Genomic DNA, 24,111 nt, shown 5'->3' with positions numbered 1-24,111 from the left:
CGGGGGGAGGAACATAACCGATGACACTCTACGGAATCGGGCTGGGACCGGGTGCGACCGACCTGCTCACGGTTCGCGGCAAGCGACGACTCGAATCGGTCGACGTCGTCTACTCACCAGGACGACTGTCACGGCGCGTCGCAGCCGAGTACGTTGCCGAATCGAAGCTGAGTGACCTCGAGTTCCCGATGACGACCGATCCCGAAGAACTGCAGGCAGCGTGGAAGACGGCGGCCGCAGAAGTCGCGCCGAAAGCCCGAGAGGCCGACGCGGCGTTCGTCACGCTCGGCGACCCATGTATCTACTCGACGTTCGGACACCTGCGTCGGACGCTTCGTGAGCAGCATCCCACCGTCGACATCGAAGTCGTTCCCGGTGTCAGCAGTGTGACAGCGTTCGCCTCGGTCCTCGGGGTCGACATCGACGCCGGTGCGGAACTGACGCTCCGCGAGGCGACTGACGGGGCAGCACCTATCGGTCCGAACCGGTTAATCCTGTTCAAGGTGACTGACGCACCGACGACATACGAAAAGATGACTGGGGCAGGGTACGAGGTGACGTTCGGTCGGCGACTGTTCATGGATACGGATGAGGCTCTCGTTACGAACGACCCCGGTGAGGTGACTGATCGGGACTACTACACGCTCGCGTACGCTGAGAAACGGGAGGCGGCCGGGTCTGCGTGATGGGCGGACGCTGTCGGTCGTCCAAGTGGGACCCGTGAGGTAGCCTCAGGCGGTGACGCCGAGGGTTTCTAGTTCTTCGATGGTGTATTGCGCTCGGAAATCTTCCGCCGAGTGTTCTTCGAGAACCTCCGCTCGCTCTTCGTCACTCATCTCGGTCAGGTCGCTGAAGCAGTGGCACATTGCAACCGTATCTGGGTGCCACAGCTACTAAATGCCTGTTAGCACGCTTCTCGGGCTTATGTAATACGGAAGCTGGGGTAGCAACGATTAGCAATTCTACGACTCCTATTAGTTACCCCGGCACCAGTCAGTAAGACTTCATCTCGTCTAGGGGATTATTATTAATTCTTCTATCTAAAATCATAGCTCTTATTATATAGTCGAGCTATGTTAACAACAGATGCCTCGATACACCCGACGACGACTCATCGCAGCTGGACTCGGTACGGCAACCATCGGCGCGCTCCCGGGCTGTACGTCGAGCAACGACGACTCCGGCGCGACGGAGAACGACGACTCGACACCGACAGAGAACGCCGGGCCGGAAGCCCAGTCTTCGTTCTTCGTATTCGGAGACTTGGCCAGCCAGGTTGCAGGCGACACCGCGACCGCAGAGACGCTCGTCCCGATCGGCCAACACGGCCACGGGTGGGAACCAGGGCCGCAGATTCAGGGAACGGTCCTCGAATCGGATCTCTTTCTCTACGGGATGGAGGGGTTCCAGCCGTGGGCTGACGACCTCGTGACGAGTCTCCATGACGACGACGCCAATGTCGACATCGTCGTTGCCGGTGCTGGTATCGACCTCATCGAAGGCGGACACGACCACGATCACGGTCACAAAGAAGACCACGAGGAAGGCCACGAAGGCGAAGGAGAACACGGCCACGACGAACACGAAGAGGGAGACCACGAGGAGCACCACGGCGAATCGGCCCCGTGGGAGTGGGCTGGTCTTTACCACCTCGAAGCTGGCACCTACACGTACACGTTCCACGAGGGCCCCGATCCGAAGATGCAGCTCGCCGTTGCCGCAACCGAAGAGGGCGGCGACCACGGCATTCGCCACGTCGAGGAGACCGCAACCACCCTCTACGGCGACCACGACACGCACACACCGGTAGAAGGCGGAGAGACACTCACGCCGTCCAGTGAGTCACTCTATCACCTCCAGTTCGCGGACTCTGGCGAGACGACGTTCTCCCTCGATATCGAAACGGAGGGCCACTACGTCCTCTTCGCCCAGCACGCTCCCGCGGAGTTCGACGCGACGCTCACCAACGGCAGTGGGTCGGCCATCGAACCCGAAGTGACCGAGACTGCCGGCGAACACGGACACGAGGGCGATGGCGAGCACGAAGGTGAACACGACCACGAGAGTGGGGAGGAACACGAAGACGAGCACGAGGGAGAAAGCGATCACGAAGGTGACGAGGGACACAACCACGACCACTCCGGCGGGGCGGACCCGCACTTCTGGTTGGACCCGATGCGGGCAAAGCAGGCTGTCGGCAATATCAGGAGCGGGTTCGTCGACGTCGATAGCGACAATGCCAGTGTCTACGCCGAGAACGCCGAGTCGTACCGTAACCGTCTCGACGAACTCGACGAGTCGTTCCAGTCCACGCTGGAGAGCGCCTCGAAAGACGTCGTGTTCGTCGCTGGTCACAACGCCTTCCAGTACCTCGGCCAGCGCTATGGCTTCGAGGTCCAGACGTTGACGGGACTGTCACCGGACGACCAGCCGACCCCGAAGGACATTGAGCGGGCCCAGGAGATCATTGCCGAGCACGACCTCCAGTACGTCTGTGCGGATCCGCTCGAATCCCAGACCGCGGCGAACCAGCTCGTCGAAGAAACCGACGCCACCGAAGTCCTGCCGCTGACGCCGATTCCAGGACAGACCCAAGAGTGGGCCGGCGAGGGGTGGGGTTACGTCGAAATCATGGAAAACATCAATCTCGAGACGCTGAAGCAGGCCCTCGACGCAGCATGAGCGACACCACGTCTGACGACACGGAACCGGAGTGGGACGGGAACGCCGCGCCCGGTCCGTCCGATACACCTCGCTCGGGATTGATGGCACTGGTCGTCGGCCCGGCCGAGAGACCCGTCTGTACGATCTATCCGCCGGACGTGGCCGTTCCGTTTCGGACGACGACCTGGATTACGGCGTACGGGGATTCGTTCGTCGACCTCGACGACTACCGATGACGACAGCAACCACTAGAAGAGATCGGTCGACGGATACGGTGATCAGCGTCGACGACGTCACGTTCGGCTACGGAGAGATCCCGGTTCTCGAGTCGGTGTCGATCGACGTCGAACCCGGGGCCTTCCTCGGACTGGTGGGTCCAAACGGAAGCGGCAAGAGCACGCTGCTCGACCTGATGCTCGGTCTCCGACGGCCCGACAGTGGAACGGTTTCGCTGTTCGGCGAACCCGCCCACGAGTTCGAGGCCGGTGAGCGAATCGGATACGTCGCACAGGACGCGACGAAGGCGGCGCGCGATATGCCGGTCACGGTTCGAGAAGTTGTCGAGATGGGGCGGTACCCGCGGCGGCTCTTCGGCCGATTCTCGGCAACGGATCGGCGAGCGGTCGAGGGAGCGCTGGAGCAGGTCGGAATCACTGATCTCGCGTCACGGCGAATCGGCCGACTGTCCGGTGGCCAACGACAACGAGTCTTCATCGCCCGCGCGCTCGCCTCGGAGGCCGACCTGCTCGCGCTCGACGAACCGACGGTCGGCGTCGATGCCGAATCCAGAGAGGAGTTCTACAGCCTCCTGCACGACCTGAACGCGACCGGCCTGACCGTCATCCTCATCGAACACGACATCGGCGTCGTCACTACCTACGCGACGGACATCGCGTGTGTCAATCGCCAGCTGTACTTCGACGGCACTCCGGACGAATTCGTCGAAACGGACGCCCTCGCACAAGCGTACGGGACTGACCAGAACGTCCTCCACCACGACCACTAACCGTGTTTCTCACACACCAACGCCTCGCCGGAACGGTACTCGCCGAACTGCCTGCCCTGTGGTTCGGCGTCACGGGCCCTATCGAGTGGTTCCTCGACACCGTGGTTGGCCCCACCATGGACCTCCTGGCGGAGGTTCTCGGGGCGCCGATGCTTGCCTACCCGTTCATGCAGCGGGCGTACCTCGCCGCGGTCTGTATCGCCATCATTGGCCCGCTGGTCGGAACCTTCCTCGTCCATCGGGAGATGTCGATGCTCAGTGACACCCTCGCACACACTGCCTTCGCCGGTGTCGCCGTCGGATTGTTCCTCAATTCGGCCCTCCAACTCTCGCTGTCCCCGCTGCTCACCGCGTTCATCGTCGCAGTCGTCACGGCGCTGCTCGTCGAGTTACTCGTCGAACACGCCGGCGCGTACACCGACACGTCGCTAGCGATGGTGCTTACGGGCGGGTTCGCCGTCGGGAGTATCCTCATCACCGCGACCGACGGCGGCATCTCCGTCGGTATCGACGCCTACCTCTTCGGGAGTCTCGCGACCGTCTCGACGGCGAACGTCGGTATCCTCGTCCTGATGAGTCTCATCGTCGGCGGCCTCGTCACGCTGACGTACCGGCCGCTGCTGTACGTCACGTTCGACGCCACCGCCGCACAGGCGGCCCGACTGAACGTTCGCCTGTACAAACGCCTCATGGTCGTGCTCACCGCACTGGTCGTCGTCAGCGCGATGCAGATCATGGGCGTAATCCTAGTCGCTGCGATGCTCGTCGTTCCGGTCGCCGCCGCGACGCAGGTCGCCAGGAGTTTTAAACAGTCCATCTTGCTGGCGATCATCGCAGCCGAATTCGCGGCGATAGCCGGTGTGACACTATCGTACGTCTACGGGATCGCGGCCGGGGGCTCGATCGTCGTTGCGGCGATTGCTGTGTACGCCGTCGCCGTCGGCTCCCAGGGGCTGGCGCATCGTCTCCCAACCGTTCGACGGCTCCGAAGCCAACGGCCCGGACAGACCCGAGAAGGACTCGAAGCCGACGGAGGCGAGCGGGAGTGATCGTCGACGGACTGGACACCGATCACACGATGAGCGGGCCACAGTCCTACGAATACGTAATCATCGGTGGCGGTATTCACGGAACCTGCCTGGCGAACTATCTCCTCGTCGAGGGAGAGTACAGTCACCGGGACCTATGTCTCGTCGAACCTCGCGAGCAGTTACTCGCGTCGCTCGAGACGAAGGCTCGTCAGTGCGGGATGCGAACGCTCCGGTCGACGTTCGTCCACCACATCGGCACAGAGCCGTTCTCGCTGGAATCGTTCGCGGAGGGGGCGGGTCGGGAGGACGAACTCGTCTCGACGGAGAACTATCCGAATCGACCGACGCTGGAACTCTTTCTCGATCACGCTCGATACGTCATTGACCGACGTGGTATCGACGAGTGTCACCTCCAGTCAAGGGCGACGGGAGTTACCAGTACTGCGGCAGGTGACCGACTCGAAGTACAGACGGATGCTGGGTCGCTCGAAGCTCGCCACGTCGTTCTGGCCGTCGGACTCGGTGGCTCGCGGACGGTCCCGACGTGGGGGAGGTCACTCCCCGATGATGCTCCGCTCGTTCACGTCTGGGACGAGGAGTTCGACCCCACGACAGCAGCGAAATTTGCGGGACCGACGTTCGTCGTTGGGGGCGGCATCACCGCTGGGCAACTCGCCTGCAACCTCTCGGAACACACGGACGTGACACTCCTCTCGCGTCATGACCTCGAGATCGAACTGACCGAAGCTGACCCGTACTGGATTAACTGGCGACACATCAAACAAGAGATTCACACGCTTCCGCCGGGGTCGAAGGCCCGTCTCGACCGAATTCGAGCCGCCCGCAACGACGCGACGATCCCCCCGTACGTTGAGCGGCGGCTGGACGAGGCCCGCGACTGTGACGACCTCGAAATCCGACGTGGTGAGATCACGTCTGCACACGCGACAGACGACGGATTACTCGTGCGGTTCGACGACGACACGACCGAAAAGAACGCGCAGGTCGTCCTCGCGACCGGACTCGATCCAGTCCCGGAGCACCCCTTTGTGGAATCCGTCGCTGAATCGTTGTCACTCGAACGTGGGGCAGGCGGGTTTCCCGTTCTTGACGACCGAACACTCGCGTGGCGAGGAACCGACGGCATGGATTCATCGGTGTACGTTTCAGGCGCGCTCGCAGAACCTAGCGTCGGTCCGTTCGCTCGGAATATCGTCGGCGCTCGTCGGGTTGCAGAACGGCTCCTCGCATCACGAGCCGGGGGTGGTTCAGAGAAAGCACCACCGGCTTTCAGGGGGAAATCGTAGAATGCCGTCGAACGACCTCACGCTTGCGATTTCGCTGACCGCCATCGACGAATTAGCACGGCCGAAAGCAGCGCTCGAAGACGCCACCACGTGGGCAAAACACGTCGGTATTGTCTCTTCGGAACCATCCTACATCGAACGATGGCGGGTACGGGAGGCGGAGTATCCGCAGGATTTCTTATCGGGACCACGGACGATCGAAGAGGCACTGGTGAGCGTGCGAAACCACTTCAAGACCGAACGATACGTGTTCGTCGGGACAGACGAGATCAGCGAGGTAGTGAAGGGGGTGCCTGACTGGACGTACCGGTCGGTGACGGACGCCGCAATGGCTGCCGATTGGCAGCTTGTGACGTTCTTTTCGACTGACGACGACTGGCCGTAGCGAGAAAATTCGGACGTCGAGTGATGTCGTACCGAGTCTATCCACTCAGTGATTCTGGTGAATGTGGTCGCGCAGCGAATCGGTGTCGTCGAACTGCTCGTCGCACTCGGCACACGTGTTGTGGTGAAGCGCGACGTGCTGGGTTACGCCGGCAGCGCTCTGGAACTGTGCATCGCAGCTGGAACAGGTGTAGGCCATTGCATTAACAACTGAGGCGCTTATTGAGTAAAAGAGTTATTAAAAATAGAGTCAGAGAGATTGATACGGACTAGTAAATCGACTCTCCAGCTAACTAAGACTGACCGGCTGGGGCGTGAAGATACCCGTCCCAATTATAGCTAGGTCAGCTCTATTGCCTGTTCACGGAGGGACTGTGCGAGACTCCTGTCGTCGACCAGCGTCTCGAGTTCGTTCGTCGCTCGGCACTGACCGAGAGCGTTCAGTGCCTGGCGGCGATGTCGCCCGGAGAGACCACTCGTGACTACGATGAGGCGAAGTTGTGTGGTTGCTCCCGCCACCGCGAGTCCGTCGATGGCGTCTTCCCGAGCGTGATGCGGCGCGTTCTTGTCGACGACCGTCTGAAAGAGCGAGCGTGGTGAGGATATCGTCAGTCGGCGAGACCGACCTCTTCGGCACTGTTCTCGCCCGCTTCGGTGTCGTCGCTCTTCGCCGCTCCATCCTCAGATTCGAACACCGGGAAGCGATCCTCGAAGGCATCCCAGTCGGCGTCCATCTCTTCGTCGGTGAGGGTGGCCGAATCGAGATCCGTTCGGAGCGCATCGTGATCCATGTCGGTGCCGATAACGACGAGTCGGGTCACTCTGTCACCCCACTCCTCGTCCCACACCTCCTCGAGCTGGGGATTGGCCTCGAAGTAGGCCTCGCGCTCCTCGACCGGAAGAGCCGCAATCCATCCGCCTGCAGGTGCGATTCGGATAGAGTGGCCAGCAGCATCGATCCCCAGCGCCATATCCTCACGCCCCGCGAGCCAGAAGTGGCCCTTCGACCGGACGACGTTGGTCGGGAACTCGTCCAGCAGCTCGGCGAATCGTTCGGGATGGAACGGTCGGCGGGACTCGAACACGAACGAAGTGACACCGTGTTCCTCCTCCGCAGACTCGTGCGGTTCCTGAAGTTCTTGCAGCCAGCCGGCGGACTGACTCGCTGCTTCGAAATCGAACCGTCCGGTATCGACGATTGCCTCGGGATCGACCGCGCCGTGTTCGGTCCGAATGATCTCCGCGCGTGGTTGCAGCACCTCGATCATCTCTTCGATCTCGTCGAGCGTCTCCTCGTCGACCAGGTCACACTTGTTCAGCAACAGGACGTCACAGAACTCGATCTGTTCGACCAAGAGGCTTCCAAGGTCCTTCTCGGTGTCTCCGTCCATCAGCGATTCCTTCGAATCGAACGTCGTCCAGAACTGGTGGGCGTCGACGACGGTGACCGTCGTGTCGAGGTCGTAGTAGTCCATCACCTCGATACCGGTCTCCTCGTAGAATTCCGTGGGGTCGAGGTCACCCTGGTCGAATCCCATAGTGAGCGTCTGGGCGACGGGCAACGGTTCGGCGACGCCCGTCGATTCGATGACCAGGTAGTCGACCTCGCGGGCTTGTGCGAGCTTCGCGAGCGCGTCTAGGAGGTCGCCGCGTAGCTCACAACAGATGCAGCCGTTCGACAGTTCGATCAAATCCTCGTCGTCCTCCGAGATGTCCGAGTGTTCGGCGACGCGCTCGGCGTCGACGTTCACCTCGCCCATGTCGTTGACGAGGACCGCGACGTCCAGGTCCGTTCGTGTGTTCAGGAGGTTGTTCAGCACGGTCGTTTTGCCCGCGCCGAGGTTGCCGCTCAGCAGGGTGACGGGAATCGTCTCTCGACTCATCTGTTATTAAGACTAGAGCGTGTATTATTTATAATTAGCTATCTACTACCCAGTATTGTTAACAGTGACATCCGAAGAAGCCCGTAAACACGAGTCGCTCGACGTCGCAATCGTCGGGGCAGGTGCCGCAGGCGTCGGTCTTGGGGCCGTCCTCGCGGATCTGGGTCTCGGCTCCTACGCCATCCTCGAGCGAGACGAAGTCGGAGCGTCGTTCCGACAGTGGCCAGCAGAGATGCGGTTCATCACGCCATCGTTTCCCAGCAACAGCTTCGGCTGTCGGGACCTGAACGCCGTCACCACTGACACCTCACCCGCATTTGCGCTCGACCGTGAACACCCGACCGGCGCAGAGTACGCCGAGTACCTCCAGGGAGTCGTCGAGTTTCACGACTTACCCGTCCGAACCGGTGTGGAAGTGGAGTCAGTTCAACGACACGACGACGGATTCATACTCCACACGTCGACCGGCGTCATCCAGAGTCGGTTCGTCATCTGGGCAGCGGGGCAGTTCGGGCAACCGAACGACGATCCGTTCCCCGGCGCGAGCCACTGCGTCCACAACTCCCGAGTCGAGTCCTGGAGTGCGTTTGCCGACGAGTGTGTCGGGGACCCCATCGTCGTCGTCGGCGGGTACGAGAGCGGTATCGACGCGGCACTCGCACTCGCCGACTTGGGCCACGAAGTAGTCGTCGTCGACGAGGAAGGCCCGTGGCAGTTCCGGGGGCCAGATCCGAGCGAAGTACTCTCACCATATACGAGCCAGCGGCTACAGGGGGTCCTCGAAGACGACGCACCGATCGCCCTCGAAGACGGAATCCGCGTCCAGCGCGTCGACATCGAGGAGGGGATGTTCGAAGTACTCGGTACCGACGGAGCGTCGTTTTCGACACGGAATCGGCCAGTGCTCGCGACTGGATTCGAGCGCGGACTCGGTCTCATCGACGAACACTTCGAATCCGAGAACGGCCAGCCCCAGTTGACCGAGCGTGACGAGTCGACTATCACTCCCGGCCTGTTTCTCGCCGGTCCACAGGTCGCACACAACGGCCAGCAGTTCTGCTTCATCTACAAATTCAGACAGCGCTTCGCCGTCGTCGCCGACGAAATCGCCGCGAGACTCGACGTCGACCGAACCCCCCTCGACGAGTATCGTGAGAAGCGCATGTTCCTCGAGGACCTGTCCTGCTGCGAACCCGACATGTGCGACTGCTAATCATGGCACGAGAGACTCCGCAGAAAGACAGTGGAACCGAGCAACCGAACGATTCGAGAGACGACAACCGACGCGTCTGCCGGATGACGGGGCGCGAACAGGGTCTCGTCGGTAAGTACGACATCTGGCTCTGCCGGCAATCGTTCCGCGAACTGGCTCCGAAGATAGGGTTCAAAAAGTATGACTGACGCACGGAGCCTCACTGACAACGTCCCATCGACCGAGAACGGCGAGAAGGAAACCGTCGTGGTCGTCGGCAAGGAGAGCGTCGGGAAATCGGAACTCGTCGCTGGCCTCTCCGGGGCGACGCCGACGACTGGGAACTTCCGCGGAACGACCGTCGACGTCGAGCGATACGAGGCCGACGAGTTCGTCTTCGTCGACACACCCGGCATCCTGCTCGGGACGGACACCGAAACCACCCGAACGGCGATCAGCGCCGTCGAAGAGACCGAGACCGTGTTACTCGTCGTTCGCGCGACGAACATCGACGACGATCTCGAAGACCTGCTACCGCTGGTGCAGGGAAAGGTCGGCGCCATCGCAGTGACGTTCTGGGACAAAGTGGAGAACCCGACCGAAGCACGCACTGAACTGAACGCGCTCGCCGACGATCTCGGAGTTCCGCTCGCACCAGTGGACGCGCGAAACGTCTCCCGCGTCGCAACTGACGGCGGCGGCACTGCAATCGACAGAACCGACCACAAGCAGCTCGTCAACGCGCTCCGTGACGCCGACGAGTTCCCGGGGCGGGTTCACCGACAGACAGGGATTCATCTCGACCCGCCGGAGACGATTATCGAACATCCCCTTCTCGGCCCGTTCGTCAGTATCGTCTTGCTCCTGTTGCCAGCCGCGGTCGCAGTTCACTTCGCAAACGCTGTGGCTGCCTAACTCTCTCCCCGAGTGAGTTCCCTCTTGGAACCCGCAGTCCAGTGGGCCAACGATCTTCCAGGACCCCTCGCTGCAGTGTTGGGTGGGGACTACGGCCTGCTCTCGATGGGGCCGTTCCTGTTCGTCTGGGCTGGGCCGACGATTCTCATCTTTGCGGTCTTCATGGCCGTCTACAAGAAGAGCGGACTCGTTACGCGAATCACGGCGTCACTCCACCCACATCTTCGGCGCGTGGGTCTCACCGGTCGGGATCTCGTTCGAGTGGTCATGGGATTCGGTTGTAACGTCCCGGCGGTCACCAGCACTCGAGGCTGTTCGGACTGTACGCGCCGAACGACCGTCTCGGCGATCGGGTTCGGCTCGGCCTGTTCGTACCAGTTCCCAGCGACGCTCGCTGTGTTCGCAGCCGTCGAGATGCCATGGCTCGTTCTCCCGTACGTCGGGGTCCTCACGGTCACGACACTCATCTACGCGCGCCTGATCGCACCCGAGCGTGCGCGAACAGCGTCACTCGCCACGAAAAACCGTGCGTTCCTCCAGTGGCCGACCTGGCAGTCCGTGTGGCGGGAGACCAGAACCGTGATTCGGAGTTTCTTCCTGAAGGCGCTCCCGGTCTTCGCCGGGATCGTCCTCGTCGCATCACTGTTGGACTACTTTGGAGTCTTGGATGTGATGGGTGAAGCTCTCGGACCAGTGATGGGACTGTTCAACCTCCCCGGTGAGACAGCACTTGTCGTCGTGATGGGGTCGATCCGCAAGGACGGTCTGCTCCTGTTACAGTCGGATGGCCTCAGTACGACGCTGTCCGCAATGACCCCCATACAGGTACTGACCGCCGTCTACCTGGCCGGGGTGCTGCTTCCGTGCTTGGTGACGGCGATTACGGTCGCGAAGGAACTCTCCCCGAGGTACGCCGGTCGGATGCTGCTCCGGCAGGCAGCAGCTGCCATCGGTTTCTCGCTCCTCATCGGATGGGGTGGTGCGGTCCTCTTCTAATCGATGACCACCGACACCATGACGCTCGCGTTCGAGCTTGCGGCGCTTCGGCAGATTCGTGAGCCACAGGCGGTTATCGTCGATGCACGCAGATGGGCGCAGAACGTCGGTCTCGTCTCGACCGACTCCTGCGCCGCTCACGTCTTCAGTGCCGAGCATCTCATTCGTCGAGACTTCCAGATAGCGCCGACCGCCTCGAACTTCCAGCACCTCTCTAGCCGGATCACGACCGAGAGACACGTTCTGGTTGGAGAGTCTCCTGACCGTCCAGATTACCTTCCTCAGCATCACTGGGAGTATTTCGCTCTCGCGGACGCTGCGAGTGCTGCCGACTGGGAGCTCGATAACAACGAGGCCAAGCCACGGAAACAATTGACCTCCTGGTTGGCTCGTGTATTCAGGAGTTAAGGGTGAGAGACATCGGTGGGAGCGGGCTTCAAAAGAGGATATTACCGAGTTTCAGAGAGCCTACGTCCGGAACTATCCGTTGAACCCAGTGATGTCCCAGGCATCATCTGAACTGCCGGAGGAATCGAATTCGGGGGCACTGATCAGGACGAAGGCACTTTCCTCCTCACCGTTCCTGATCTGCCTCGTTGCCTCAGGTGCAATCCAGACAGCATCTCCCTCTTCAACAGGCACCGATTCTTGATCAATTCGGACTTCTGCAGCCCCACTGACCAGTACGTATACTTCCTCGTGTTCATCTTGGGCGTGGTCGTGGGGTTCGCTGTTCCATCCTGGTGGACACCGAGAGAACGTCACGCCGACCTGTCGACAGCCGAGCGGTTCACTCAGGAAATGCTTGGCATCTGAAACTTGTTCGACGTCCTCGTAGTTCACCTTCCGATAGCTCATATACGCAGTCCCGAGTTCAAAGTATTAATACTCTACGTTGGATTAGCTACTATTGATAATAATACTGTCATCAGTAATATTCTCCTTTCCAGTAGGGCGAGATAGTCGTGTATATGGGCAGTATCAACACCCGTGGGTAGCGCCACAGAACAGACGTTTCCGCGACCACTTCTACCGCGCCAATCCGATCGGGAATTAATGGCGGACTTGCTGGATCCGCTCTCGGACCGTGCCTGCCGGATGACCAACGCCTACAACACAGGAATCGAAATCACTGGACAGGTGCGAGAAGGTGACTCCCTGCTATCGAGCGTTGCAGATAGTTCAATCCAGACTGAACACCTCAACGATAGCTATTCAGAGTGGCATCCTGCTCCACACTCCTTTCTCGGGATGGTTCGGCTCCTCATCTACCGAGAGGCAACTGGTGAGAGCTATCGAGCGCTGGCTCGGTATCAAGAACTCGCCGAGCCACTCGATTTGGAACACATCCCCGATCATCCGTGTTGTCACGAACGTGGCGGAAACGCTTCGACGACGGCGTTCGGGAGTTCGTCCAGATTGCTTCACACTTCGTCATCAAACAATCTCACGACCGCGAGTTTTCAGCTCCCGCTGTCCGGCCGAAAGCAGAGATCATCGACGAAGTGGACCCCTCCACTGATGCTGAGACGGCTGGCTGTGAATTCTCCGACAAGCAAATCTACCGGACGACTCGACTCGCTCGTGATCCCGGCTTCGATGAGTTTGATTCCGGTCGCGCCGCGAACACGACCTACGAAGACACGCAGTTCTTCGAGTTACAGACGTTCATGGGAATGGTCAACTGTGGGACGCCGCAAGGAGCGGCTCGGTTTCAGTATCGACACGGCTCGGACAGCAGTCCACACGGCGATACGCATCTTAGAACGATCAAACAGTTTGCGCCAGGGGAGCTGATCGATGGATTCGATGCAGTGGCCGATCGGCTGCTCTCGGTCATCGAATCCGAAGCATCGTTCCGTCGGCCGGTGACAGCCGCTATCGACATCACGACCGTCCCGTACTATGGCGATGTCGAGGGAATGGCGATGGTCAGCGGACTCAATCATGAAGAGCGAGCGTTCAAATTCGCTACACTGTCGATCGTTGGGCTGAATGTCCCACTCATCCTGGCCGTTGAACCAGTTCGAGAGAGTTCAGCCCGGGACGACAACCCGCCCAATCAGATCCATCGCGTCGTCCGTCGGTTGGTTCGGCGAGCTAAGAGCACGTTCCAATCGAGACAGTACTCTGCGACCACGAGTTCGACTCGATGCGCGTCTTTCAGACGTTGTCCAATCTCGGTGTGAACTACCGCATCCCGAAGCGAATCACCAGTACGGAGAAGGAGGTGATCGAGACGATGGAGAGTGATACGGAAGACGTGGCCGTCGAATCGGCCTCTGTACACGTTGAGCCGGGAGAACACTCGATGCAGTTTCTGTACGTCCCGTCGACGAAAGGCGATGGAACAGCTGTGTTTGCGACGAATCTCAGAGTCGGGCCGGAGGAAGCCGAGTCGTTCTGTCGGCGGTACAGCCGCCGCTGGCAGATCGAAAACGAGTACAAGTCCATCAAGCACGACTTCCTCGCAAAGACGTCCTCGAAGGACTACCGTGTACGGCTGTTCTACTTCGTGTTCGCGTGTTGCTCTACAACGTCTGGCGACTCACTGACTTCTTGCTGAAAGCTGGCGTCGACGGTGAGATGGAGTACGCGCCCGTGTTGACCGCGGGTGAGTGTGTCGAGATCGTCGTCTCGGCGTTCATTCCGCCCGATTAACCGACTGTGCCCTCGCTGAGTCCTCCTCTCTGGAGTGGCGACGCTGCTCGCTAGCGCCAGAATCAGCGAAAATTCTCACGCTCACCCAATAGTTACGTCCGAGAGCGTTCGCAATCGACGTTTGATTGGTGAACCGCACCACGAGTCAACGAACATTCGACCCAAAACCAGCCTATCCTCCGAAACTGTGCAACTATAGCTACGAATAATGATATAGCAGCATTTAGTTTATTACGGAATTACGCATACTGTCGGCTGCAACCGTCGAGTAGACAGACCCACGTAGTCTGTGTAATCACAAAACCTATAAGATATCTGTGTGAACCACGCGTTCACTGGAATATGGACGGCTTCGAATCACCCGAACACGCAGCCTGGCGGCTTCTCCCGTCGATCAGCGGTCCTCGAACGAGGGGGTGCCGATGAGCCCACCCTCCGATTCGCCGCGCGAAGACGGACGACGACCGGGAGCAGACGTCGCGTGGACGATGCTCGAGTTGGACGAACTCGCGGCCGCGTACTGGGACGTGGTCGCGCCGGCGATGCACGCCGATGGTCTCGACCCCGAGACCGAGCGGCCATCACACGAGTGGCTCTCCGCACACGGGTTTCGTGGCCTCGTCTACGCCCTCCGTGAGTACCACGGCCGGACGTTCGGCGAGTTCTGGGCGGACGACCTCGGCCTCGAAGAGACAGACACCGGCTACGCGTGGGGTCTCGATCACGAGCAGACGATTTCCCTCCTCGAAGGGTATCTGGATAGCCGACGCGAGCGTGGAAACCTCAGCGAGTCTTCCGGAGACACCCTCCGCTACCGCCTCGCGAAGTACGTCCGTGCGTACCGTGCCGCCAACGACACCGACGACCTGCTGACCCCGGTCGCCCGTGAGAGCGACGTCCCTGCGTACGAGGCCACAGACGCCGCCTGGAGCGCGTTCGATACCCTCGACGCGGAGTTAGCGCCGCGGACGATGCGCCGGATTCACGAGGCCGTCGACGCCTGGTACGCCCATCTGGTCCGCCGCCAGCGAGCCTCGGTCAATCCCGTCGCCGGACTCGACGACGAGTACCGGTGGAGTCGCCGGGCGAACACGTCGGAGTCGAGTCCGGCGAACCCCGCGCTCGACTCGAGCCACGTCAACGCGCTCTATAAGGCCGCCGAGACGCCTGCCGAGCGGTTGCTGGTCGTCGCGCTCTGTGCCTGGGGGCTGCGTTCCGGTGAAGTGGCCGCCCTCCATCGGTCTCAGCTCGTCCTCGACCCGCCGGCGGAGGCGGTCCCGTACGTCTCCTTCGAGACGCGGAAGAACGGGCCCGGCGAGGTCTCCATCCTGTACGGCCGAGAGGCTGCCGCGGAGCGACTCGGCGAACTCGGTGAGCGCGAGGAGTGGAACGGCTACCTGTTCCCTTCTGAGCGCTCGACCACTGGACACCGCACCCGACAGACCCTCCTGAACCGGTTCGACGACCTGGCCGACCGAGCCGCGCTTCCGGACGAAATCGCCGGGCAGAAGCCTGTCCCACAGATGGGGCGGCGGTTCTGGTACGACTCGTATTCGGCGACACAGGAGGCCATCCTGGCCGACATCGGCGAGATCGCCGCCGAACAGGGAAGCGCGAGCGCGTCGGTCGTCCTCCAGGAGTATCTCACCACGGAACGACGCCGCGCCCTCCGCCGCGAACACATGCGCGAGCGACTCGCGGCTGCCTTCGAAGGGCTTGACCGTTCCCACTAGTCCACCGCCGGTACTCCTCTCGACCCACCGTCTCTGGGTCAGTTCATCGCTCGTGTTCTAAATCGTCGTGAACCTGTACCAGTCACTGTCACCGAGTCTGGTGGAGTGGTGTGATGGTCATCACTGTTGTACAGCCGGTACGTGTTCCCAGCAGAGCTATTCGAGAAGTATGTTCAGAGATATTATTCACTATTCTTGTTCACTAGTTGTGTTCATGAATATTGTTCACTACTAGTGTTCATTGAGTATGTGGTGTGTGGCAATCAATTATGAAAACTCGTTGTGTGTTACAAGTAATGTTTGAACTCTAACACAGTAGATGCTGTCATGTCCTTTGTTCACTCATGAGTTGTCTGACGAAGGTTCATAACCCCGGTCGTCGATGGACCACACATGCTCGCGTACTCGACGTACAGTGAGGCCGGCGGGGTCGGCAAGACCACGACGGCGGCGAACCTCGCTGTCGCACACGCACGCGCCGGCTTGAAGCCACTCGTGGTCCCGCTGGACCCCCAGGACGGTGACCTCTCGCGGTTGTTCGGTGTCGACGACCAGCGAACCGAACCGGTCGACAACCTCGTTCGGCACCTCATCCGACGCCCGAAAGGCGATTTCGACGAGTTGATCCGCACCGTCGAGGGTGTCGACATCGTCCCCGAACACAACATGCTCTCGGACCTCGCCGAGTACCTCCAGCGCGAGAAAGACCAGGCAGAGGCGATGGGCGAGGCGTTCGGGATGCACGCACAGTTGCTTCGCGTCCTCCAGGAGGCGAACGTCCCCGAGCAGTACGACGTCCTCATCTGCGACCCACCGGCCACCGAGGGACCACACCTGTACAACGCGATTCACGCGACGCGGTCGCTCGTCATCCCGCTCGAACCGAGCGCGAAAGGCCGCGCGGCCGTCGAGGGGCTCGAATCGCTCGTTGCGGGCCTCCAGGCGCAGTTAGACGTCGACGTCGGCGTCCTGGCCGCGGTCCCCGTCGGCTTCAAAGACACGCGTGACCAGCGGGCGATCATCGACGAGATCGAGTACGCGATTCCGGAGATTATCGGCGAGCGTGCGTCGCTGATGGAAGGCTGCTGGATGCAGCAGTGCTCGGCGTTCACGTACGTCCGCGACCACCGGAGCCGGCGTCGCGATTACGAACTCCAGACCCTCGCGCAGTTCGACCGCATCGCGCGGCAACTCGAAGGGGCGGTCGGTATCGACGCGCCGAACCCACCGGAACCCGGAGACGTCGACCACGAGGTGATCTCCGCATGACGGGCATGAAAGAGGGAGCCGGCGAAGACCCCTTCGCGGAGGACGACTCCCCGCTGACGGGTGGGTCGGCGGACACGGGAGCGGCGTCTGCCGATTCTCACGAGCTCGAGCAAGAGTCCACCCCCGCGACCGACGACGCGTCGGCGGGCGACGAGACCGAACCGGCGGCCGCACAGTCTCGAGAGACGCGGTTCCGCATCCCGTACAAGTTCCGCCGTGACGGGGTCCAAGACGGCCGTGACCGTGTCCCGCTCTTCCTCCACAGCGAGACCAAGACCGCCGAGCGTGACGCGCTCCACGACCTGGAGAACCGCTTCGACGACAGCGTCTCCCTCACGGACCTCCGTGAGGCGCTCGTGATGGTCGGACTCGACCATCTCGACGAGGTGGAGACACAGCTGGAAGCGTGGGGGTACGGTATGACCTTCGAGGAGTGACCCAGACGCGGTCTGCCGTCGGCTACCGTCTGTCGCCGTTCGCAGGACCCTTGTACTTCGATTTCACCGTCTCGCCCTCGCGCCACTGCCAGTAGTAGTAGCGGTTGTCGTTGATGTTCTTGACCGTGAGTGTCGCCTTCGCGGGGACGTCGTCCGGGCGGTCGTCGGTCCCCCGGTCGGGGTCGCCGTTCTCGGTAGTGTCGTCCGCGGCGTCCCGGTATGCAGCGAGTTCCTCGGCGTACGTCGCGACGGCGCTGAGAAGCGCTGGCGAACAGGCCGCGAGCGCGTCGGCGACGTCGTCAGAGAGTCCCGGCGGGGGCGAGGGTGGGGAGTCGGGCATCTGTCGGGCCTGTTAACCAACAATCGGGCCGTTCAGATAACTGTGTTGGTTAATTATTTACCAGTGTCTCTCACGTCCTCCGAGAGCGTGACCAGCCTCCAGAACGGACAAACTGATTAGCACGTGGACAGGTCGTGGACGTATGCCGCCCTCCAGACGCGCTATCCGTCGACTGCCGCGAGGGTCAGTCCTCCTCGCTCTCACCGACTGCGTACGTGTGGACCCGTTCAGGAGTGAGGGGCCAGCAGCCGTCTCGTCCCCGACGACGCCGGCGATGGCGTCCACACTGACGCGGTGCGAGAGACGCTCTCGGACGGGGCTGCGACGCGGACCGCCCCCGAGAGCCGAGCCCGACCCTGTATGAGGCGCCGAGCGTTACTCGCCGCACTGGCCGGTGGCATCTCCGGACTCAGCGGCTGTGGTACCGATTCGACACGCGTCCGGGAGCCGACGCGACAGACCCCGCCGCCGAACGTCTCCACCGTCACCGAGCAACGACCGATTCCGACCCCGTCCGGCGTCCAGCACAGCGCCGCCGCACGGTCGTTCGTCGAGCGACACGAACGACGATACGTCTTCAACGAACTCGTCGGCGGGTCCGGACAGACCCAGCCCGCAGTCGACGTGACCGTCGACCCGGTTCAGGTCGCCGTCGTCGCTCGGACCGACCGCGGGTACTACCTGCTGTCGTCGTGTCGTGGGTCCGTGGAGTACGCCGCCACCGACGGTTCCTCGGGCGGGATGACGGTGTACGCGTCTAGCGTCGCTCACTTCGTCGGCTCCGGTACCCACCGACGCATCCCGTTTAACGCCTACCGGTGCCGGGAGCCGGTCGTTTCGTTCCCCGACGGCTCGCCCGAGACGCCAGCCGCGCGGTTCCAGCTCTACGACTTCGAGACGCCCCCGGACGCGGACCTGGAGACGCCCGACGGCCACCGAGTCGACGTGACTGTCGAAGGCCCTGACGGCGAACCCGTGCTGGCCCGTGAGTACCAGACCTCGATACCGCTCACCGTCCAGCCGTCGGTCACTCGGACGCCCGGAGCGTACACGCTCACGGCGTCGCTGAACGGCGCTGCGCCCATCAGTCACGACTGGTCACTGTCGACGCCTGTCGACGCGTCGTGGTGGGCGCTCGCCGTGGTGATCACCAACGGCGGCGAACTGCTGCTCCGAACGCTGTACCCGAACGACGCGGTCGGTCTCCCCTCGAGCACGCTCTGTCGACACGCCGTGGGCGAAGGACACGACCACTGACGCCCCTGCGTTCCGGGCCGAGCGTGCGTATGCCGTCCTTCGGCGAGCCCCTTCGCTCCGGGGAACAGCGCTTAGTGGACCCCTGTCGAACGTGTCACCGATGACCTGTCGAATCCCCTGTGCACGCCGCCAGCCGGCCCGCGTCCCCACGTCGACCGAGTGCTCCCGATGACCGCCGCGTCCGACCGTGACGCAGACGACGAGGACGAAGACGAGACGACTCCAGCGGCGGCCTTCTCCCGCCTGGCGAACGACACTCGGGTCGAAATCCTCAGAGCGCTGGGCGACAGCGGCGAACGGGACCCTCGGCAGATGCCGTACAAGCCGTTCGATACAGACGAGCCGGAGGGACTCTCGTACGCCGAACTCCGCGCTCGAGCCGACGTCGCAGACAGCGGCCGGTTCAACTACCACCTGGGACAACTCGTCGACCACTTCATCGAGAAGTCGGGCGACACCTACCGGCTCTCGTGGCTCGGGGTCCTCGCGTTCCGGTTCGTCATCGCGGGTGTCCTCCACGACCAGGTCACGGTCGACCCGTTCGAGACCGACTCGCTCTGCGGGGCCTGTGAGACCCCACTGGAGGCGTGCTATCCGAGCGAACAGCTGTTCTTCCTCCAGTGTCCCGACTGCGGAAGCCGCCCCGTCGGCATCGACCTCCCGGCCCACGCGGTCCGGAACCGGTCCCACGAGGAACTGCTCCGCGTCGTCGACCGACGGGAGCGAGGCCAGATTTCGCTCCTGAGCGACGGTATCTGTTACTGGTGTGCTGGCCGGGTCGAGGCGGCCGTCCATCCGTCTCCCGCTTCCCGAGCGGGCGTCCAACGAACCCAGCCGACCGTCACGCTGTTGTGCCAAGACTGCGGCGGGGTCCGGTTCCCGACCGTCGGGACGGTGGTCGCCACGGACCCACGAATCGTCGCCTTCCTCGTGAACCACGCCGACGACTGCGACAGGTTCGTCTGGGAGTGGCCGTTCACCACTGCACCCGACGCCGTGACCGTCGCGTCGACGGACCCGCTCAGGGTCCGGGTCGACGTCGAAGGCGACGACGGCGCGCAGTTGCGAGTGGTGGTCGACGACAGCGGGACCATCACCACGGTCGACTCTCGGTGACCGCGGACGACGCCGCTCTCCGGAGTTCTTCAGCGGGCCACCCGTCGCGCGAGCGTCGTGGCGTGGTAAACTGTATGCTGCGATACGCTCGTGGTTCCTGCACGAACTGGTCTCCGTGGTCAGCCAGCACGTGCCCTTCGGATAGCAACCGTGACCGACACCCGTTCTCCTCGCGTGCAGAACGCAGATACGTCTGATCGTACCGTCATCAACGTCCTCAAACAGCTCTGCGAACGGTTTTCGTCTGCGGAGTTCGTATCACTAAAATGGTGAACGCTGAACAGGAGGTGCCGGTAGCGACGGTCGCAATCACCTGTCTCGGATGGGAGCCGATCAGGCGATCAGACCCCAGAGTGTCGATAGCACCTTCCAGACGGCCAATCCGACTCCACCGAACCCCGTCACGATTGCCGCTAATACCAAGAGTATCACTGGAACGGTCATCTCGATTGACCGCGGCACAGCTCCGAACCACGTCGCGATGGCCCACGACACTCCCGATGAGAGCACGAAGCTAAGGATGACGCTCCAGCTGCCGATGAACGCGTGTGGACCACGGAGCAATACGGCACCCGCGACGAACCTTCGGGAGTCCGAAACCAGTTTCGGGACAAATCCAGTGTGTAGACCGAGATGCACCCGCGAATCGTTCTCCCGCCTACTGAGTTCGACGTCGATGAACAGGTCCTGCAGCACCTCTACATCCAGTGGTTCGATCTCGTACGTGTCGGCATCGGTCTGCTCGTACCGCTCCGCCGTGACGGGCCCGCCTCTCTCGTCTCTGACGACGACGGTGTCTGCCTCACTGTTCCAGGTTGGGGTCTCACGGCTCGCGAAGCAGTGGCGCCGTGCCGTCGTCTTCTCGACGGCCGCTCCGGATTCAGGACCCGTGTGAACGGTCACTCGTTCCCCAGGGGCGAGGTCGAGACCTTCGGGGAACTCGAAGAACTTGGTATCCTCGAATCTTCCATCGTCTCCCCCTGCGGCGTCGTAGATTGCCCAGCCGCACAAATCAAGGACGCCATCGCCCGCATTTTCGAACGTCAGATACTCGCACATTCGCTTCGTGTCACTTCCGGAGACGTCGGGATGGACCTCGACGAGTGTGAGGTCACCGCCAATTTCGCTGACACGAACTGTATCCCGGTCCGTGTCCGTCGCTCCGTGCGTATCCGTGACGGTGAGTTCAATTTCGTACTCCCCACCCTCTGTGAACACGTGGACGAAGCGGGGCCCGTTCCAGTGGTCGTCTCCCATCGTCCAACGGTAATCGATGATTCGGTCGTCAGTATCTGGATCGACTGACAAGGACCCATCGAAGAGGACCGGTCTGCCCGGCGCGGGTAACTCCGGGAGAGACATGATCGTCGCGTTCGGGGGCGTGTTGCGTTCGTTACCGTTGTCGGATAGACGCGATCGCGTCTCGCGAACGACCAACGCGCCGATGAGACCGCCTGTTGCTCCGACGACTAGGTCCACCCCCTTGCTGGGAACCAGAGGTTCGGACACGTAGACGGCGTTCCGGGACTGCGTGACTGCCCCGTCGTCGTCGACGGCGTAAACGACGACCCCATGTGTGCCCCCGTCCTCGAACGTATGTGTCGTATGGGGGGTGGTAGTCGACTCGTCGATGACGCCATCGCCGTCGAAATCCCAGCGGAACCCGACGACCTCACCGTCGGGATCAAACGACTCGGATGCGTCGAGTCTGACCGACTCGTCGACCATCGGTTCTGCGTAAGCCGGATAGTCGAACACGACGGTCGACGGTGAGTACGTAAACCCGACCTGGGGCGGATTGTTGGGTCGGACGGTCGTCTGTGCGCGACCGACTGCGCCGTCGTTGTCGACGACGAGGAGGGAGATGGTGCTCCGGTCGGTGCCGCTGAACACGTGTCTGATGCGTGGTGACGACGTGTTCCGGTCGGGAGCGTCATCGCCGGTGACGTCCCACGCGTATCGGACAATCCTCCCGTCGGGATCGGACGAGGCCGAGGCGTCGAGTCTCACCGACTCGTTGACTGTCGGGTCACCGGAGAGGCTAATCGCAGCGGCTGGCGGTTCGTTGACCTCGAGAGACAGCTCTGCCCGATCGGCAGCGTCGCGATCGTCGACGACCAGTACACCGACCGTGTGTCTGCCGCCCTCGGTGAAGGTGTGCGTCATTCGCGCCGTGGACGTCGGAGCGTCGGAGACCTCGTCGCCGTCGACGAACCAACGGAACGCGACGAGTTCCCCGTCGGGGTCGTCGGAGCCTGCGGCGTCGAACCTGACTGACTCGCCGACGGTTGGGTTATCGGAGAAGACATCGATCTCGGCTCGTGGTGGCTGGTTCACCGTGATCGTCGGACAGGTTCGGGTCTGGGTCCGCGATTCGATCTCTGCTCGGACCACCGGTTCGACCTCACCGGGGTCGGCGTAGCTGACAGTCTCCCGGAAGTCTTCCTCGTTCGTCCGTTCGAACGTCCCGTCACCGTCGACGTCGATCGCGACCAGATCGGCGTTGGATCTGGACGCGTTGATTAGTACCTTCTCGCCCGATGCTACCGTGCGGTCTGAGACGGTGCACCGAGCAACGGGGTCGTCCGCGACGGTCACCGCTTGCGTGACTTGGGCGGTCGCCCCGTCATCATCGACGATCTCGAGTGCAACCGAGTACGTACCCGGTTCATCATACACGTGGGTCGTCGTCCGGCCCTGTCCGGGGCTCCCCGCCTGACCGCCGTCGCCGAAGTCCCATCGGTAGGTGACGACTTCGCCGTCGGGGTCGAACGATTCGGACGCATCGAACGAGACTGGGTCGTCGACTGTCGGCGTCTCCGGCGTGACTGTGAACGTCGCGCTCGGTGGGTCGTTGGTGCGGAAGCGCAGGTCGTCGGCGACGAAGAAGTTATGTGCTCTCTCGGGGCTTGTGGTGGCTGCGAGTGTCAGAGTGACTTCGGCGATAGCTGCCGAATCGGTCGAGACGCCGATACGGTGCCACCCCGTGTTTGGGTCGAACTGGACAGACCTGTCCGCAACAACCTCGTTCGCTGTGTTCCGGGCGACGAGTGTAGCCGTCTGAGACCCCTCGAGTCCCCTGACCTCCCGGACAGATATCTCGACCGTCTGCTGTGGTACGGTGAATGAGGCAACGAGTGGCTCGCGTGTGAACTCGAAGTCGACCGGTGTCACAACGACGTTTTGCCCGTCCCGAGCGGAGCGACAATCGACGTCTTCCGGTCCGCATCTGTTGATGAGAGCGGCCGTAGACGCGCCCGCCTGGACCTCGAAGACGACACCGTGGTCTTCGTACTGAGTCGTGAGTTGCGTTCCGTCGTCCAGTTCTTCGAAGCTGATGACGGTCGTGGTTGCACCGACAACGCCCGCGAGCAACCCGAACACGCTCGATGTGACGACGACGAGAACGAGTACGTCCGCGACGGTCAACTGGCGAATCCATCGCAACGGTCTCGACCGTCCTGTCATACTCCGCCGTGTGCCCCCGTTCATGTCTATCTCGGTCTACGCGGTGAGTCTGGGAACACTCGACCACGACGTCTGTCGAACGGGTGTCCCGACTCCCCATCGAACCCGTCGCTGTCCACCCGACCAGGAGGAGGCCGACGTCCGCGAACACTCGCGACTTCGCGCCTCCTCCGGTGTCGCTCACACCGCGGCGGTGTACTCTCCCCCGCTCGGTGATATTCGACGTTGCGGTCGGTCGCTCACGCGAGAGCGGTCCCCGCAATCCCCGGCCTGTCCCCCTGTGGTCGGAGTCCCCCCGTAGCTTCCCGGGACGCTCGGTAGCTCACCTCAGCTGCGTTCAACAGCCTGTCAGTTCTCTCGTGGATTTGAATTTACGACGTTTACAATTCAACTGGAAGCATGATAATCGTTTCTCAACGTATCCAGAACGTCTCCCCGTCCACCCCCGTGGT

General features: G+C 62.0%; 21 protein-coding genes and 3 pseudogenes. 17 read left to right on the top strand and 7 right to left on the bottom strand.

The annotated features are described in order from the left end of the window. Nucleotides 1-20: 20 nt before the first annotated feature. A complete protein-coding gene (locus E6N53_RS18030) occupies nucleotides 21-686 on the top strand; it encodes a cobalt-factor II C(20)-methyltransferase (RefSeq protein ID WP_142860854.1) in 666 nt (221 codons plus the stop codon). Nucleotides 687-731: 45 nt separating this feature from the next. Here E6N53_RS18030 and E6N53_RS21500 read toward each other — a convergent pair whose 3' ends face one another. Next, nucleotides 732-866, bottom strand: coding sequence for a hypothetical protein (locus E6N53_RS21500; RefSeq protein ID WP_269090103.1), 135 nt, complete (start codon nucleotides 864-866; stop codon nucleotides 732-734). A gap of 220 nt (nucleotides 867-1,086) precedes the next feature. Here E6N53_RS21500 and E6N53_RS18025 point away from each other — a divergent pair, with 220 nt between their 5' ends. From E6N53_RS18025 to E6N53_RS18000, 6 genes are all read left to right on the top strand, one after another. After that, nucleotides 1,087-2,682: a metal ABC transporter solute-binding protein, Zn/Mn family gene (locus E6N53_RS18025; protein WP_142860853.1), complete on the top strand. Its 1,596-nt coding sequence runs from the start codon at nucleotides 1,087-1,089 to the stop codon at nucleotides 2,680-2,682. Then, nucleotides 2,679-2,900 carry a DUF7511 domain-containing protein gene (locus E6N53_RS18020; RefSeq protein ID WP_142860852.1) on the top strand — a complete coding sequence of 74 codons (222 nt, stop codon included), beginning with the start codon at nucleotides 2,679-2,681 and terminating at the stop codon, nucleotides 2,898-2,900. The genes E6N53_RS18025 and E6N53_RS18020 overlap by 4 nt, the downstream gene beginning before the upstream one ends. Then, the gene (locus tag E6N53_RS18015) at nucleotides 2,897-3,670 is read left to right on the top strand and encodes a metal ABC transporter ATP-binding protein (RefSeq protein WP_142860851.1); all 774 of its coding nucleotides are present in this window, start codon (nucleotides 2,897-2,899) and stop codon (nucleotides 3,668-3,670) included. The genes E6N53_RS18020 and E6N53_RS18015 overlap by 4 nt, the downstream gene beginning before the upstream one ends. 116 nt (nucleotides 3,671-3,786) lie before the next feature. After that, the gene (locus E6N53_RS18010; RefSeq protein ID WP_142860917.1) at nucleotides 3,787-4,719 is read left to right on the top strand and encodes a metal ABC transporter permease; all 933 of its coding nucleotides are present in this window, start codon (nucleotides 3,787-3,789) and stop codon (nucleotides 4,717-4,719) included. Between the two features lie 29 nt (nucleotides 4,720-4,748). Beyond that, a complete protein-coding gene (locus E6N53_RS18005; protein ID WP_142860850.1) occupies nucleotides 4,749-6,008 on the top strand; it encodes an FAD/NAD(P)-binding protein in 1,260 nt (419 codons plus the stop codon). A gap of 1 nt (nucleotide 6,009) precedes the next feature. After that, entirely contained in the window at nucleotides 6,010-6,393 is a 384-nt protein-coding gene (locus tag E6N53_RS18000; RefSeq protein ID WP_142860849.1) for a DUF7124 domain-containing protein, read from the top strand. Nucleotides 6,394-6,438: 45 nt separating this feature from the next. Here the strand turns inward: E6N53_RS18000 and E6N53_RS20840 are convergent, their stop codons facing one another. Continuing rightward, complete coding sequence (locus E6N53_RS20840) at nucleotides 6,439-6,591, bottom strand: C2H2-type zinc finger protein (protein ID WP_161596605.1); 153 nt, start codon at nucleotides 6,589-6,591, stop codon at nucleotides 6,439-6,441. 409 nt (nucleotides 6,592-7,000) lie between these two features. Beyond that, nucleotides 7,001-8,275, bottom strand: a complete 1,275-nt coding sequence (locus E6N53_RS17990) for a GTP-binding protein (protein WP_142860848.1) — start codon at nucleotides 8,273-8,275, stop codon at nucleotides 7,001-7,003. Nucleotides 8,276-8,339: 64 nt separating this feature from the next. On the opposite strand from E6N53_RS17990, the gene E6N53_RS17985 reads away from it, so the two are divergent. From E6N53_RS17985 to E6N53_RS17970, 4 genes and pseudogenes are all read left to right on the top strand, one after another. Then, nucleotides 8,340-9,488, top strand: coding sequence for an NAD(P)/FAD-dependent oxidoreductase (locus E6N53_RS17985; RefSeq protein ID WP_142860847.1), 1,149 nt, complete (start codon nucleotides 8,340-8,342; stop codon nucleotides 9,486-9,488). A 2-nt stretch (nucleotides 9,489-9,490) separates the two neighbouring features. After that, complete coding sequence (locus E6N53_RS17980; protein WP_142860846.1) at nucleotides 9,491-9,676, top strand: 30S ribosomal protein S14; 186 nt, start codon at nucleotides 9,491-9,493, stop codon at nucleotides 9,674-9,676. Then, nucleotides 9,669-11,378: pseudogene (locus tag E6N53_RS21720) on the top strand (nucleoside recognition domain-containing protein). The gene E6N53_RS17980 and the pseudogene E6N53_RS21720 overlap by 8 nt, the downstream one beginning before the upstream one ends. 3 nt (nucleotides 11,379-11,381) lie before the next feature. Further along, nucleotides 11,382-11,786 (top strand): DUF7124 domain-containing protein, encoded by a 405-nt coding sequence (locus E6N53_RS17970; protein WP_142860845.1) that lies wholly within the window; start codon nucleotides 11,382-11,384, stop codon nucleotides 11,784-11,786. Between the two features lie 72 nt (nucleotides 11,787-11,858). Here the strand turns inward: E6N53_RS17970 and E6N53_RS17965 are convergent, their stop codons facing one another. After that, nucleotides 11,859-12,236, bottom strand: coding sequence for a cupin domain-containing protein (locus E6N53_RS17965; protein ID WP_142860844.1), 378 nt, complete (start codon nucleotides 12,234-12,236; stop codon nucleotides 11,859-11,861). A gap of 198 nt (nucleotides 12,237-12,434) precedes the next feature. On the opposite strand from E6N53_RS17965, the pseudogene E6N53_RS17960 reads away from it, so the two are divergent. From E6N53_RS17960 to E6N53_RS17945, 4 genes and pseudogenes are all read left to right on the top strand, one after another. Further along, nucleotides 12,435-14,039, top strand: a pseudogene (locus E6N53_RS17960) (transposase). Nucleotides 14,040-14,461: 422 nt separating this feature from the next. Then, the gene (locus E6N53_RS17955; protein WP_142860843.1) at nucleotides 14,462-15,772 is read left to right on the top strand and encodes a site-specific integrase; all 1,311 of its coding nucleotides are present in this window, start codon (nucleotides 14,462-14,464) and stop codon (nucleotides 15,770-15,772) included. Nucleotides 15,773-16,165: 393 nt separating this feature from the next. Continuing rightward, complete coding sequence (locus tag E6N53_RS17950) at nucleotides 16,166-17,041, top strand: ParA family protein (RefSeq protein ID WP_136591218.1); 876 nt, start codon at nucleotides 16,166-16,168, stop codon at nucleotides 17,039-17,041. After that, nucleotides 17,038-17,478 carry a DUF7970 domain-containing protein gene (locus E6N53_RS17945; protein WP_142860842.1) on the top strand — a complete coding sequence of 147 codons (441 nt, stop codon included), beginning with the start codon at nucleotides 17,038-17,040 and terminating at the stop codon, nucleotides 17,476-17,478. Before E6N53_RS17950 ends, E6N53_RS17945 begins: the two co-directional genes overlap by 4 nt. 22 nt (nucleotides 17,479-17,500) lie before the next feature. Here E6N53_RS17945 and E6N53_RS17940 read toward each other — a convergent pair whose 3' ends face one another. After that, nucleotides 17,501-17,818, bottom strand: coding sequence for a hypothetical protein (locus E6N53_RS17940; protein ID WP_142860841.1), 318 nt, complete (start codon nucleotides 17,816-17,818; stop codon nucleotides 17,501-17,503). A gap of 360 nt (nucleotides 17,819-18,178) precedes the next feature. Between E6N53_RS17940 and E6N53_RS17935 the strand changes: the two genes are divergently transcribed. Continuing rightward, nucleotides 18,179-19,075: an Ig-like domain-containing protein gene (locus tag E6N53_RS17935; protein WP_142860840.1), complete on the top strand. Its 897-nt coding sequence runs from the start codon at nucleotides 18,179-18,181 to the stop codon at nucleotides 19,073-19,075. 168 nt (nucleotides 19,076-19,243) lie between these two features. Then, entirely contained in the window at nucleotides 19,244-20,191 is a 948-nt protein-coding gene (locus E6N53_RS17930; RefSeq protein WP_136591222.1) for a DUF7351 domain-containing protein, read from the top strand. Nucleotides 20,192-20,524: 333 nt separating this feature from the next. Here the strand turns inward: E6N53_RS17930 and E6N53_RS17925 are convergent, their stop codons facing one another. Beyond that, the gene (locus E6N53_RS17925) at nucleotides 20,525-22,789 is read right to left on the bottom strand and encodes a PKD domain-containing protein (protein ID WP_236642408.1); all 2,265 of its coding nucleotides are present in this window, start codon (nucleotides 22,787-22,789) and stop codon (nucleotides 20,525-20,527) included. A gap of 3 nt (nucleotides 22,790-22,792) precedes the next feature. After that, a pseudogene (locus tag E6N53_RS21715) lies at nucleotides 22,793-23,659 on the bottom strand (PKD domain-containing protein); the annotation flags it as partial. Nucleotides 23,660-24,111: the final 452 nt, after the last annotated feature.

The sequence above is a fragment of the Salinigranum halophilum genome (assembly GCF_007004735.1).
Lineage (GTDB): Archaea > Halobacteriota > Halobacteria > Halobacteriales > Haloferacaceae > Salinigranum > Salinigranum halophilum.
This window is presented reverse-complemented; position numbering and strand designations above follow the sequence as displayed.

Excerpts from the sequence above, each read along its gene's own strand:
- E6N53_RS17940 (WP_142860841.1), bottom strand. The coding sequence starts at position 17,818 with ATGCCCGACTCCCCACCCTCGCCCCCGCCGGGACTCTCTGACGACGTC.
- E6N53_RS17945 (WP_142860842.1), top strand. The coding sequence starts at position 17,038 with ATGACGGGCATGAAAGAGGGAGCCGGCGAAGACCCCTTCGCGGAGGAC.
- E6N53_RS17970 (WP_142860845.1), top strand. The coding sequence starts at position 11,382 with ATGACCACCGACACCATGACGCTCGCGTTCGAGCTTGCGGCGCTTCGG.
- E6N53_RS18025 (WP_142860853.1), top strand. The coding sequence starts at position 1,087 with ATGCCTCGATACACCCGACGACGACTCATCGCAGCTGGACTCGGTACG.
- E6N53_RS17950 (WP_136591218.1), top strand. The coding sequence starts at position 16,166 with ATGCTCGCGTACTCGACGTACAGTGAGGCCGGCGGGGTCGGCAAGACC.
- E6N53_RS18015 (WP_142860851.1), top strand. The coding sequence starts at position 2,897 with ATGACGACAGCAACCACTAGAAGAGATCGGTCGACGGATACGGTGATC.
- E6N53_RS18030 (WP_142860854.1), top strand. The coding sequence starts at position 21 with ATGACACTCTACGGAATCGGGCTGGGACCGGGTGCGACCGACCTGCTC.
- E6N53_RS20840 (WP_161596605.1), bottom strand. The coding sequence starts at position 6,591 with ATGGCCTACACCTGTTCCAGCTGCGATGCACAGTTCCAGAGCGCTGCC.
- E6N53_RS17955 (WP_142860843.1), top strand. The coding sequence starts at position 14,462 with ATGAGCCCACCCTCCGATTCGCCGCGCGAAGACGGACGACGACCGGGA.
- E6N53_RS17930 (WP_136591222.1), top strand. The coding sequence starts at position 19,244 with ATGACCGCCGCGTCCGACCGTGACGCAGACGACGAGGACGAAGACGAG.
- E6N53_RS17990 (WP_142860848.1), bottom strand. The coding sequence starts at position 8,275 with ATGAGTCGAGAGACGATTCCCGTCACCCTGCTGAGCGGCAACCTCGGC.
- E6N53_RS17980 (WP_142860846.1), top strand. The coding sequence starts at position 9,491 with ATGGCACGAGAGACTCCGCAGAAAGACAGTGGAACCGAGCAACCGAAC.
- E6N53_RS17965 (WP_142860844.1), bottom strand. The coding sequence starts at position 12,236 with ATGAGCTATCGGAAGGTGAACTACGAGGACGTCGAACAAGTTTCAGAT.
- E6N53_RS17935 (WP_142860840.1), top strand. The coding sequence starts at position 18,179 with ATGAGGCGCCGAGCGTTACTCGCCGCACTGGCCGGTGGCATCTCCGGA.
- E6N53_RS18020 (WP_142860852.1), top strand. The coding sequence starts at position 2,679 with ATGAGCGACACCACGTCTGACGACACGGAACCGGAGTGGGACGGGAAC.
- E6N53_RS21500 (WP_269090103.1), bottom strand. The coding sequence starts at position 866 with ATGTGCCACTGCTTCAGCGACCTGACCGAGATGAGTGACGAAGAGCGA.
- E6N53_RS18005 (WP_142860850.1), top strand. The coding sequence starts at position 4,749 with ATGAGCGGGCCACAGTCCTACGAATACGTAATCATCGGTGGCGGTATT.
- E6N53_RS18000 (WP_142860849.1), top strand. The coding sequence starts at position 6,010 with ATGCCGTCGAACGACCTCACGCTTGCGATTTCGCTGACCGCCATCGAC.
- E6N53_RS18010 (WP_142860917.1), top strand. The coding sequence starts at position 3,787 with ATGGACCTCCTGGCGGAGGTTCTCGGGGCGCCGATGCTTGCCTACCCG.